General features: G+C 33.7%; 12 protein-coding genes. 8 read left to right on the top strand and 4 right to left on the bottom strand.

The genetic code is table 11. The features are described 5' to 3' along the window. Positions 1–16 precede the first annotated feature (16 nt). Entirely contained in the window at positions 17–403 is a 387-nt protein-coding gene (locus ACWV26_RS09695) for a GNAT family N-acetyltransferase (protein ID WP_455898217.1), read from the bottom strand. A gap of 325 nt (positions 404–728) precedes the next feature. Between ACWV26_RS09695 and ACWV26_RS09690 the strand changes: the two genes are divergently transcribed. The 5 genes from ACWV26_RS09690 (at position 729) to ACWV26_RS09670 (ending at position 5,297) form a co-directional block, all read left to right on the top strand. Then, positions 729–1,706, top strand: coding sequence for a phosphotriesterase family protein (locus tag ACWV26_RS09690; RefSeq protein ID WP_455898132.1), 978 nt, complete (start codon positions 729–731; stop codon positions 1,704–1,706). 21 nt (positions 1,707–1,727) lie between these two features. Then, positions 1,728–3,341 (top strand): class I adenylate-forming enzyme family protein, encoded by a 1,614-nt coding sequence (locus ACWV26_RS09685; RefSeq protein ID WP_455898131.1) that lies wholly within the window; start codon positions 1,728–1,730, stop codon positions 3,339–3,341. Positions 3,342–3,538: 197 nt separating this feature from the next. Further along, positions 3,539–4,060, top strand: coding sequence for a signal peptidase I (gene lepB, locus ACWV26_RS09680; RefSeq protein WP_455898130.1), 522 nt, complete (start codon positions 3,539–3,541; stop codon positions 4,058–4,060). Between the two features lie 114 nt (positions 4,061–4,174). Beyond that, complete coding sequence (locus ACWV26_RS09675; RefSeq protein ID WP_455898129.1) at positions 4,175–4,702, top strand: YusW family protein; 528 nt, start codon at positions 4,175–4,177, stop codon at positions 4,700–4,702. Positions 4,703–4,796: 94 nt separating this feature from the next. Then, positions 4,797–5,297 carry a YusW family protein gene (locus tag ACWV26_RS09670; RefSeq protein WP_455898128.1) on the top strand — a complete coding sequence of 167 codons (501 nt, stop codon included), beginning with the start codon at positions 4,797–4,799 and terminating at the stop codon, positions 5,295–5,297. Positions 5,298–5,388: 91 nt separating this feature from the next. On the opposite strand, the gene ACWV26_RS09665 is transcribed toward ACWV26_RS09670, so the two are convergent. The 3 genes from ACWV26_RS09665 to ACWV26_RS09655 form a co-directional block, all read right to left on the bottom strand. Then, a complete protein-coding gene (locus ACWV26_RS09665) occupies positions 5,389–5,703 on the bottom strand; it encodes a YbjQ family protein (protein WP_455898216.1) in 315 nt (104 codons plus the stop codon). A 540-nt stretch (positions 5,704–6,243) separates the two neighbouring features. Then, complete coding sequence (locus ACWV26_RS09660) at positions 6,244–7,524, bottom strand: dicarboxylate/amino acid:cation symporter (RefSeq protein ID WP_455898127.1); 1,281 nt, start codon at positions 7,522–7,524, stop codon at positions 6,244–6,246. Positions 7,525–7,774: 250 nt separating this feature from the next. Beyond that, complete coding sequence (locus tag ACWV26_RS09655; RefSeq protein WP_455898126.1) at positions 7,775–8,821, bottom strand: DctP family TRAP transporter solute-binding subunit; 1,047 nt, start codon at positions 8,819–8,821, stop codon at positions 7,775–7,777. Between the two features lie 117 nt (positions 8,822–8,938). On the opposite strand from ACWV26_RS09655, the gene ACWV26_RS09650 reads away from it, so the two are divergent. The 3 genes from ACWV26_RS09650 (at position 8,939) to ACWV26_RS09640 (ending at position 11,789) form a co-directional block, all read left to right on the top strand. After that, on the top strand, positions 8,939–10,513 hold the full coding sequence (locus tag ACWV26_RS09650) for an ATP-binding protein (RefSeq protein WP_455898215.1): 1,575 nt from the start codon (positions 8,939–8,941) through the stop codon (positions 10,511–10,513). A gap of 15 nt (positions 10,514–10,528) precedes the next feature. Then, on the top strand, positions 10,529–11,215 hold the full coding sequence (locus tag ACWV26_RS09645) for a response regulator (RefSeq protein WP_455898125.1): 687 nt from the start codon (positions 10,529–10,531) through the stop codon (positions 11,213–11,215). 259 nt (positions 11,216–11,474) lie between these two features. Continuing rightward, positions 11,475–11,789, top strand: a complete 315-nt coding sequence (locus tag ACWV26_RS09640; protein ID WP_455898124.1) for a hypothetical protein — start codon at positions 11,475–11,477, stop codon at positions 11,787–11,789. The last annotated feature ends 303 nt before the right edge of the window (positions 11,790–12,092 follow it).

Below are 12,092 nucleotides of genomic sequence, written 5' to 3'. Positions count from 1 at the left end.
TTTTTATGCTTTTTCTTTATTTGGATACCCATTCATACTGGATATCAGGTAAATTTTCTTCATTTTCATGACCTCTACCAATGATTTCAAATCCATGCTTTTCATAAAATGCTTGTGCATTTTCATTTATTTCAAATGTGTATAATGATAATCTCCCACTTGATTGTGCCTTTGCTTTTTCAAGTAATGTTTGACCTATACGGTTTCCTTGATAATCTATATGAACATAAAGTTGATTTATTTCGTTTTTATTATACGCAATCATTCCAACTACTTTTTCATCAATTAATGCTAAATCAATTTGATACTGTTCAGCTAATATATGATTTAAAAAATAAACGTGATCTTGAAAACTATGAATTTCTTTCTGACCAATAGCTTGTTCCTTACTCTCTCTCCACATTGCTACTGTTTGTTGAGCATATTTAAAGTTATAAGGAGTAACTTCAAATTTGAATTGGGCCACTTCACTCTCTCCTATCTTTTTATTTTCAACAATATATGTTATTCAACTTCAATGAATAGTATCTAAAATGCATTTTGAACGACTTAATTAATCAAGGTTAATTTTTAAACAATATTTTTTTGATGAGTAGAAAATGGCTAGAACCTTAAAGATTGCAATAAAAAATTCTCAAAAAAATTTAAACGAATTGAATAATATTTCTAATTTTCCATCATATGATTATCTACTAGTAATGACATTTTAAACCATGGAGGTAATTCATTTGAGTAAATTAGTGAATACAGTATTAGGTCCGGTTGCTGCTTCTGATTTAGGTAAAACATTAATGCATGAGCACTTCTTTTTTGGTTACCCAGGATTCTATGGGAACACAAAATACGAAAGATCATTCGAAGCTTTAATTGATGAAGGTGTGGCAGTAGCAGAAAGAGCAAAGAAACATGGCGTGCAAACAATTGTAGATGCAACACCGAGTGATTGTGGCCGTTACCCAGAAGCGTTAGCTGAAGTTTCTAGACAATCAGGAGTCAATATTATTTGTTCAACAGGTTATTACTATGAAGGAGAAGGTGCCCCAGCCTATTTCAAATTCAAATCTTCTCTTGGAACAGCCGAAGAAGAAATCTATGAATTATTTACTCATGAGATTAAAAACGGGATTGGCGATACAGGCATTAAACCAGGTGTGATTAAACTAGGGACAAGTAAAGATGTGATTACCCCTTATGAAGAGACATTTATTAGAGTAGCAGCACGTGTCCAACAAGAACAAGATATTCCAATTATTACACATACACAAGAAGGGACAATGGGACCACAACAAGCAGAACTTTTAGTCTCTTTAGGTGCGAATCCGAAGAAAATCGTTATTGGTCATATGGATGGAAATACGGATATGCGCTATCAACTCGAAACTTTAAAGCATGGTGTCCATGTTGGCTTTGATCGACTTGGTATTCAAGGCTTTGTGGGTGCCCCTACAGATAAAGAAAGAATAATGGTATTGCTGGGAATTATTCAAAATGGTTATGCGAATCAGTTAACACTTTCACATGATACAGTAAATGTGTGGCTTGGAAAAGCAGCAGAATTTCCTCCAAGTATGTCAGAGTTACTGAAAGACTGGAACATAGAACATATCTTTTTAAATATCATTCCACAACTAAAAGAATATGGTGTTTCTGATGATATCTTAAAGCAAATCTTAATTGATAATCCGAAAAATATCTTTAATAGCTAAAAGAGAGCGGAGGAATGCAATTTGCTATTTAGTCCAGAAACCGAGCATATTACACTTTTTGACCGTAATCATGTAAGCGTTTTTAAAAACCGCCCACACTCTTTTCGTGAAATCATAAAAGATAGTGTTGCTAAACATCCGAAAAAAGAAGCTATTATTTATCAAAATCAATCTTGGACATATGAAGAAATTGATAAAATAACTTCAACCATTGCTTATAATCTTCAACAAAAATACGATATTCAAAAAGGGGACCGTGTTTTTTCACTTCTTGGAAATATACCAGCTTTTACAGTTATAACATTAGCCTGTCTGAAAATAGGTGCGATCATGGTACCTGCAAATACGAAGCTAACTGAACAAGAGCTTGCTTATATTGTGACCCATTCAAAACCTAAAGTCATTTTAGCTGAAAGTGATGTAGAAGACACAGTTACACAAATCCCATCAGTTGACCCAACTGCCACCTATTATTTGCAAAACTTAATTTCAATTGATTCAAATTCCAAAAATATAGAAATTGACGAATTACTTAGTTTAGATGGGGAATATATACCACCAGTTATTGAAGAAACAGATGGCGCCTTTTTATGTTATACATCTGGTACAACGGGTTTACCTAAAGGTGCATTGATCAGTCATGTGAACATGATCCATACAGTGATGCACTACCACTCTAACTTAAAATCGAGCGAAAATAGTAAAACTCTTATTGCCGTACCTCTTTTTCATATTACTGGTCTTGCTGCTCAGTTTTTACACATGATTTACGTAGGCGGAACAACTGTTATTTTACAGAGATATCAAAACGAAGAGTATATTCGCCATTTAGTGAAACATCAGATTAATTTTGCATTAAACGTTCCAACCATGTTTTTGATGATGGGTACAAGTCCACTTTTAAAAGAATACAACTTGGATTTCGTGAAAATCGTTGGCTACGGGGGATCACCTATTTATCGTCAAACACTTGAACAGTTAAAAGGAATTTTCACTCAAGCAACGTTTCATAATTTATACGGAGCAACAGAAACAACTTCACCAACGACAATAGCACCTAATAATTTGCCATTAGAAAAAGCAACATCGGTTGGTGTTCCAGTGGAAAATGCAGAAGTAAAAGTCGTGAACGAGAGTGGCGAAGAAGTAGGTGTCAATGAATCGGGTCAACTATTGATAAAAGGTCCTATGGTAATAGGACGATACTGGGATAATGAAAAAGCAAATGCTACTTCATTTATTGATGGTTACTGGTTATCTGGAGACATCGGTCGAATCGATGAAGAAGGTTATATATTCGTATTAGACAGGATGAAAGACATGATCAATCGGGGAGGAGAAAAAATCTTTTCCATTGAAGTGGAGGATGTATTAAAAGGACACCCAAATATCGTAGAAGCGGCGGTAGTTCCGATTCCTGATAAAATATACGGAGAAAAAGTGCAAGCAATCCTAGTATCAGATTACTTTAATGAAGCCAATATCAAAGAATTACAAAGCTATTGTGCTACAAAATTAGCAAAGTTTAAGGTACCTGAGTATTTTGTTTTTGTAGATGAACTACCCAAAACAGCTTCTGGCAAGATTCTAAAACACGTGTTGAAAGCTCAATACGCACAAAATACCTTTAAATGAATGCAAAACATCACACAATAACTTTGAATTAACAAAAGCTATTAAGCAAAGAGATTTCATTCTTTGTTTAATAGCTTTTAATGATTCTTCTATAGTTTTATTATCTATTTGAAATTTGATATTTTATTAGTATGTTTGTATGATTTAACTAAATTGTATTCATAAAGATAATAAAAGAGAAAATAGGCGATGTAAATATGGGGAAGTATACACAATTATTGAAGGATTTACGGTATTTTTGCTTTATATTGCTTGCGATGATTTGTTTAGCAATTAGTTTCCGTGCTATTTTTTCACCTGAAATAGTCATTGGGCATAGTATGGAGAATAGCCTACATGAAGGTGATTATTTAATTTCAAATCGAATTGCATATAAATATAGTAAGCCGCATTATAATGACATTGTGAGTTTTGACTCAGATATCGTTGCAGGTCACGATTTATTTATTAAACGAGTAATCGGATTACCCGGAGATCATATCCAGATCAAAGATAATGTGCTTTATCGAAACTCAAAAGTGTTAAATGAACCATACATAAAAGAACCAATGGTCACTTCAAATTTAGATATAAAGCTTTCTAAAGATAAGATATTTGTCATGGGAGATAATCGAAATAATTCAATGGATTCGAGAGATTTTGGGCCAATCGATTATCATAAAGAAGTTCGAGGAAGGGTTTTACTTCGATTAAAACCATTCAATCAAGATTTTAAATAGAAAAAGCATGCATGCAATTTTAGCATGCTTTTTTTGTTTTCCAAAGATTCTATGGTTAAAAAGGAGAGAAAGAGGAAAGGATATATTCAGTAGAAATGTAAAGGAGATGTCTAAATGAAAAAGTGGTCAATCGTTTTATCCTCTTCTCTTGTAGCTGCAATGCTATACGGATGTGGATCAAATAGTGACAATGCAACAAATGTAAATAATAAAGCACCGGTTTCAGAAAGTGGCTTAAATGCACCTGAAACAACTGAAGCACCAAATCCTAATGCAGCTGCACCTAACACAGGTGCTACTCCAAATACATCAACTGCAGGAGCGCCGTTTTCATTTTCAGAGTTTTCGCTTGATGTTGATTATGGAGCAAATCAAAAATACGAAGTAGAATACAAAAACGAACAAACGAAAACAGAATCCAAGATTGAAGATCAACGACTGAACAAAAGCATTGAAGGTAATGATGCATATGCAAAATTAGAACCAAAATTTAAACAGCTTACTTTTGATGCCAATACACCAGATGATGAAGTAAAAAAAGAAATCGTTTCAGCATTCGATCTTGGTAAAGATTATAACAAAATTGAATTAGAAGTTAAGTTTGCTGATGGTGTAGAGAAGAACTATACATTTACTCCTTAATTACTAAATAAGCTACCCCTCATAAAAGATTAAAGGGGTAGCTTTATCTTTGATAGAGCATTATTAGATGATGAAAAGGGTAGGTGAGTAGAATATGGGTAAATGGATTTCCCTATTAGGAATGGTTATAGTTTTATTTGGTTGTAGTGATGATGCTCGTAAACCAAAAGCCGTTGATGCAATACCTGTATCTGGTAGCAGCTCAAATATTCAAACAGAATCCGCAAATACAACAAATCAGAACATATCAGATACAATAAGCATCCAAGTTGAAAAGAAGTTTACCTTTTCAAAGTTTTCTCTGGATATCGATTATGCAAATAACCAAACCTATGAATTAGATTATGAAAAGAATAGCAATAGAATTGAAGCGGAAATTGAAGATGAGCGTATAAACAAAAAGGTAATTGGTAAAAAAGCATATAATATGATAATACCTGAATTAAATAAACTAACATTTGATAAATATTCATCCGATGCAGATGTAAAACGAGAAATTTTAACAGTATTTAATATAAATGAAAATTATAAAAAGATTGAAATTGAAGTTCGATTTGCGGATGGCGCTGATAAGGAATATAGATTTAATCCATAATAGGTATTCTATAACTCTATGTTTAAAGTTGAAAAGACGGTGTACATCGTCTTTTTTTATGCAATTTTATAGAGATATATTCATACTTAGTTTATTTATACACCACTGCAGTTCCTGTCGCTACACACATCAGCATACCTTCGCGGATTGTTTCAAAATCAAGATCTACTCCAATTACAGCATTTGCCCCAAGCTTTAATGCCTTTTGTTTCATTTCTTCTATGGCAATTTCACGTCCTTCAGCAAGCTTATTTTCATAAGCAGAACTACGGCCACCTATAACATCTGTGATCGAAGCAAAAAGGTCTCGCACTATATTCGCCCCTAAGATTGCTTCACCAGTAACAATTCCATGATAGGTTTGAATGGTTTTACCTTCAATATTATTCGTTGTAGTCACTAGCAATAAACCATCTCCTTCATTCATTTTTTAATCCATACCATTGTATCTATTGAGCTTATAAAAGATGTTTAATTTGATTTAAAAGATCGCAAATATCTAGAAATTTGACTCACATGGTAGTACCTCTAGAGTTCATTGGATGTAATTATGGTAGCCGTTGCGATGGGATGTCGCTTCAATCCCTTGGTCAAAAGCTGGAAAGACGCATTTAAGTCGGGCTCTCCAGCCTTGTCAGGCCTGAACGAGCACTTCAGCATTAATTCATTATCCAGCTTCATGCCCAGCCCCTCGAGGTTGCTTCAGTCCCTCGGTTGAAAGCTTAAAAGATGCTTTCAACCGAGCCTTCCAGCGCTTGTCGGGGGACCACAGGATGTGGGTCAGATAGTCGTTGACGCAGGACGCGGCGTTTTTTAGGCTATCTTCCTCAAATCGGGCGCGTTTAGCATTTAAATAAAAAAACCACCCGCAACGAGGAGAGTGCGGGTGGTTTGTTATTGAAAGTCATTGTCTAGGAGATCGAGTTCCTGTTATGACGTTCTGCTATTAATGTGTATGTGCGTGTTTATGTGATAATGCAATTTCTTTTTCAAGTTCTTGATGTTGAACAGGATCATATTCTTTTTCCATTTTCGCAACAACTACTGTTGCAACGGAGTTACCAATGATATTTGTGATAGCACGTGCTTCAGACATGAAGCGGTCAACTCCAATTAGTAGTGCAATCCCTTCTACAGGAATCATTGGGAAGGCTGCTAGTGTTGCAGCTAATGTGATAAACCCTGAACCTGTTACACCTGCTGCACCTTTTGATGTAATCATTAAAATCCCTAATAAGTAAATTTGTTGCCATAATGATAAGTCAACATTATATGCTTGAGCGATGAACATTGCTGCCATTGATAAGTAAATGGAAGTACCATCTAAGTTAAATGAATAACCTGTAGGAACAACTAAACCAACTACTTGTTTTGAACAACCGAATTTTTCTAGTTTTTTCATAATCAATGGTAGAGCAGATTCAGAAGATGATGTACCTAACACAAGTAATAATTCTTCTTTAATATAGCTTAAGAATTTCAAAATATTAAAGCCAAAGAATTTTGCAATTAGTCCAAGTACAATGAGAACGAAAAGTGCCATTGTAATATAAACGGAAACCATTAACAATCCGAGTGATTTTAATGATCCAAGGCCAAAATTCCCGATTGTAAAGGCCATCGCACCAAATGCTCCAATTGGAGATAATTTCATTACCAATCCAATAATTTTAAAGAAAATTTCAGAAATTTGTTCGCAAAGTTTAATTACCGGTTTAACTGGATCACCGATTGATGCAGCTGCTACCCCAAACAATACTGCACAGAATAATACTGGTAATAATTCTCCACTTGCAAGTGAACCAATGAAGTTATCAGGAATAATATTCATGATAAATGGAACAAAACCATGTTCAGAATCTGCAGCTTGTTTTGTAAATTCAGTTACTGAATCAGCTTTTGCAGATGATGTATCTAAACCATGTCCCGGTTGAATGATGTGAACTACTACTAAACCAATTGCTAATGCAATAGAAGAAACGATTTCAAAATAAATTAATGCTTTACCACCGATTTTCCCAACTTTCTTTAAATTCCCCATACCGCCAATACCGGTAACAACGGTTAAGAAAATGATTGGTGCAATTAACATTTTGATTAGCTTGATAAAGATATCTGCAAGTATTTTTAATTGAGAACCGAAGCTTGGGAACACTAAGCCTACGATAATACCTAAAATAATCCCGCAGATAACTTGAACGGTTAAGTTTTTAAAGTTTATTCTCATAGCCATACCTTCTTTGTGAGTTATTATTTGTTATCGCTTACATGAAATATCATACTATTCATTTAATAAAATTAAATTATTATGGTTATAAAACTCTTTTTGGTCTTTTTGGTCTCAATTACTTAAAAAGATGCAGGAAGGTATGTAAATCCAGTTATATCAATGAAAAACAAAAACCGAGAAGCAAGTTCTCGGTTAATAAATTTTCAAAAAATTATTTAATTTTGTCCATTTTGTACTAATACAGATGCTACTTATTGATCTCTGATTGTATTTCTTTAAGAAAGACGGAGCCTATTTGTTTATTGTATTCACTATAAATCGGTTTAAATTGCTTCATCCATTTCCTCTGTTCTGTAACAGACAAAGTAGAAATATCTATATTAGGATCTCTCTTTAGTTTTTCTAAATCTTGCTCATTCATTTCTTTTGCAATTTTGAAGTTCCATTTTGTTGCCTCATCCATTGCTTGTTCAACATCCTCTTGCAAATCTTGAGGCAGGCTATTCCAAAAATCTTCATTTATCAATACAGCATAGCCCAAAAGCCCGTGATTCGTAATGGTGATATGTTTTTGAACTTTATAAAATCCCTTTGAATAGATATTAGATAATGTATTTTCTTGAGCATCGATTTCATGATTTTCTATTTCAGAATATAACTCATCGAATGATGTTCTCACTGCACTTGCTCCCAGTAATTTAAATTGGGATTGTAAAACTTGACTCGGCATAGCACGGACTTTTAAATCTTTGAAATCTTCCAAGCGAACTAATGGTTTATCTTCCGAAATCATTTGTTTAAAACCATTATTCCAAAAGGCAAGTCCTTTGACACCTGCGTGGTTGGATTGATTTAAAAGTTGTTCTCCGATATCTCCATTTAATACTTTTTCAACTTCTTCGTCTGAATGAAATAGGAACGGCAAATCCAATACTTGCCAAGAAGGAATCGTGTTGGTCATTTTAGAAAATGTAGGAGCAATCATTTGGACCTCTCCATTTTGTAATGCCTTCAACTCATTATCATCGTTATAAAGCATGCCATTTGGATAAATAACCACATGAATTCTACCATTTGATTTTTCTTCTAAAACTTTAGCAAATTTAATGGCTGCTTGACCCTTTGGCGTGTCTTCTGCTACAACATGGCTAAAATTAATTACTATTTGATTATTCAAGCCATGCTGCTCCTCATCCTTAGGTAAGGATGAGTTTTGCCAAACTTGTTGCTTAAAGCCAATTGAACCAAGGAGCAGCACGATGGTTAAAATGGCGGTTGTAATATATACTTTCATGCAATCACCAACAATTCTGACATTTTATTATATTTCTATTCTAACATAATTCCAGGTGATACAATATGAGTATACTAGCAGATTGGAGGAAGAATGGTGAAACAGAAGCAGTTGTCCATGAACGGTAAAATTATGTCGCTCACCTTCTTCATCATTGTATTTTCATTTTTAGTTGCGGGTATTTTTGTAATTGGGAATATCTTGTCGACGAAAGAAAAGGAATTAGGGAACCAGGCAATGCTTAATGCGCGTACAGTGGCCAAACTTCCTGAAGTGACGAATCAATTATCATTGGATAAAAAACCAATAGATCAAGCAAAGGTGATAAATGACACGATAGAAGGAATTCGTATCATTAATAAAGCAGAATACATTGTGGTTTTAAATATGGACCATATAAGACTATCTCACCCTGAAAAAGACTTAATTGGTACAAAATCAAAAACAAGCGATGAGAATGCTGCTTTTGCTGAACACTATTATTTGTCGAAAGCGCAAGGGGAAGTCGGAAAGACGATTCGAGCGTTTGTTCCAATTATGAATGACAAGCATCAACAAATAGGAGTAGTAATCGTAGGATACAGACTACCGACAATTCCTGAAATTTTATATAGTATTCGGAAAGAAATCTTGATTGCTACGTTATTATCGCTTTTATTTGGCGCATGGGGGGCATGGCTTCTTGGTCGCAACATGAAGAAACAAATGTTTAATTTGGAACCTCATGAAATTGCTAAAATGTACACAGAACGTACGGAAACTTTTAATGCAATGCATGAGGGAATTATTACAATTGATAATGACTTCACGGTAACAATCTTTAATACAAAAGCAAAGCAAATACTAGGAATAACAGATGAAAATTTAGTTGGAAAGAAAATTTTTGATATATTACCGGATACTAGATTACCTGAAATTCTTGATTATAATCAGCCTGTATACAATAAAGAATTATTCGTAAATCAACATAATATTATGAGTAACCGTGTACCGATTATTGTTGCTGGAAAAACAGTAGGAGCCATTGCTATTTTCCAAGATCGAACGGAGTTTAAAAAGCTTGCGGAAGAGCTAACAGGTGTAAAAGAATTTGTACAAGCTTTGCGTATTCAAAACCATGAGCACAAAAATAAAATACACACCATAGCTGGTCTTATACAGTTAGGTCATTATCAACAAGCACTTTCTTATATAAAAGAGGTAAAAGAAAGTCAAGATGAAATCGCTAACTTCTTAAATGATCGTATTAAAAACCAAAATATTTCAGGTTTATTATTAAGTAAAATAAATCATGGGAAAGAACTTGGAATAGATGTAGAAATTGATATGAATAGTCAATTGACCAAAATCCCAGAACAAATGGACTTCAATGATTTTGTTGTAATCATCGGTAACTTAATTGAAAATGCCTTTGAAGCTTTGCAACTTTCAAAAAAAGAAGATAGAAAAGTCATGATCAGTATCGATCAAGATGAAGATATTCTATCAATTCTTGTAGAAGACAACGGTATTGGAATGTCAGATGAAGTAAAAGCCCGTATTTTTGACAATGGATATTCAACAAAGAATAATGAAAATCATGGAATTGGTCTTTATCTGATCCAAGATATCGTCAAAAAACTAGATGGGACAATTGAGGTGACAAGTACTGTCGGAGAAGGGACAAGTATATTCGTAACGTTTTACTTATAAGAGGGGATGAATGGAATGCAACCAATTCAAGTTCTATTAGTAGAAGATGACCCAATGGTGCGCCAAGTGAATCGACAATTTATCGAACAAGTACCTGGCTACAGGATGATCGGTACCGCTAAAAACGGTGTAGAAGGAATTCAACAAATTAAACAATTAAAACCAGATCTAGTATTTATGGATATTTTCATGCCTGAACAAGATGGGATTGAAACTTTAAGGAAAATTCGGGAAAAGGAATTTAAAGTTGATGTTATCGCAGTAACAGCTGCCAATGATATGAAAACTATTCAGAAAATGTTGCAATTAGGGATTTTCGATTATATTATGAAGCCATTTTCTTTTGATCGGATGAAGCTCACGTTAGAAAATTATAGGCAATTTAAAACGAAAATCAGTGAAAAAAATGAGATGACACAAAAAGAATTAGATACTTTGCTTCACAATCAACAAACAACTGTGCAATCGACTGATATCAAATTACCAAAAGGCTTAAATGCTGCAACGCTAGAGAAAATTGTTACATATATTGGGATTCAAGAGCATTCGATTTCCGCTGAGGAAGTAGCAAATGGCGTTGGTATAGCGAGAGTAACAGCACGCCGTTATTTAGACTATCTCGAAAAGCAAAACAAAGTGAAAATTGATATTCAATATGGAGGCGTAGGCAGACCTGTTAATCAATATCGATTAATCCAATGAGGATGTAAATTAGCTAAATCAGATGTATGTAGTGCCTAATATTATAGAATTGGCGTAATTTGAAGCAGTTGATAGCAAATGGAATAATGAACCAATTATAGAGAGTTTATCTTCGGATAGACTCTCTTTTTAATTTCATCAAAATTCATACATGACTTGAAATTGTAACGTATATTTCAAAATAATGTAATTAATTCGTTATGAAAGCATATAAATAGGGGAAAAGTGGTAATAGAAATACAGGACTGGAGGCGAGACATTGATTTATATTTTTATCGTATTAATTTTAGCTATTTCATTCATAACAATTGCATTGATTGAACTTAACTTGAAATTATCTGAAAGAAAGTTAGAAGTAGCCATAAGTTATCTAGACTTGGTAGATCATAGCAATGAAATAGATATTAATTCAAGGATGAGTCGCAAAGAAATTAATCAGATTAAATTTGCAAAACGGTTAGATCAATTAACTGACTTGAATAGCGTTAAAAAATCTGTGAAAGATTTATGGATTACAAAGAAAGAACAATTCCAGCAATGGATTCAACAGATGAAGGAAAAAGATTTAAAATGAATCGAAATTCTAAAAATTAGTTAGATCCGGATAAACTTCAGTAATAGATGCTGAAGTTTTTTATTGTCTAAAAATCTCAAATATCTCACTATTATAAGTATACTTTTGAAATGAAACGCAACTTCCTAGAATATATATTATGTAAACTAAAAAGAATTAGCGAAAAGGAGGGCTTGAATACGCCAACGCCAATTCCCCATAATATCTGTTTTCGACTTGTAATACTTAAGTTCCTGATAATTTTCATATGTACGATAACTCTCCTTTTTTACGATAATGGGATGATTTTGTACAGATAAGAAT

It is taken from the genome of Rummeliibacillus sp. JY-2-4R (assembly GCF_053847205.1).
The sequence above is the reverse complement of the archived record's forward strand: the minus strand, read 5'-3'. Positions and strand labels throughout refer to the sequence as shown.

What these genes read in the sequence shown, in the direction of transcription:
- ACWV26_RS09670 (WP_455898128.1), top strand. Translation starts at nt 4,797, where the DNA reads ATGGGTAAATGGATTTCCCTATTAGGAATGGTTATAGTTTTATTTGGT.
- ACWV26_RS09645 (WP_455898125.1), top strand. Translation starts at nt 10,529, where the DNA reads ATGCAACCAATTCAAGTTCTATTAGTAGAAGATGACCCAATGGTGCGC.
- ACWV26_RS09650 (WP_455898215.1), top strand. Translation starts at nt 8,939, where the DNA reads ATGAACGGTAAAATTATGTCGCTCACCTTCTTCATCATTGTATTTTCA.
- ACWV26_RS09655 (WP_455898126.1), bottom strand. Translation starts at nt 8,821, where the DNA reads ATGAAAGTATATATTACAACCGCCATTTTAACCATCGTGCTGCTCCTT.
- lepB (WP_455898130.1), top strand. Translation starts at nt 3,539, where the DNA reads ATGGGGAAGTATACACAATTATTGAAGGATTTACGGTATTTTTGCTTT.
- ACWV26_RS09675 (WP_455898129.1), top strand. Translation starts at nt 4,175, where the DNA reads ATGAAAAAGTGGTCAATCGTTTTATCCTCTTCTCTTGTAGCTGCAATG.
- ACWV26_RS09660 (WP_455898127.1), bottom strand. Translation starts at nt 7,524, where the DNA reads ATGAGAATAAACTTTAAAAACTTAACCGTTCAAGTTATCTGCGGGATT.
- ACWV26_RS09695 (WP_455898217.1), bottom strand. Translation starts at nt 403, where the DNA reads ATGTGGAGAGAGAGTAAGGAACAAGCTATTGGTCAGAAAGAAATTCAT.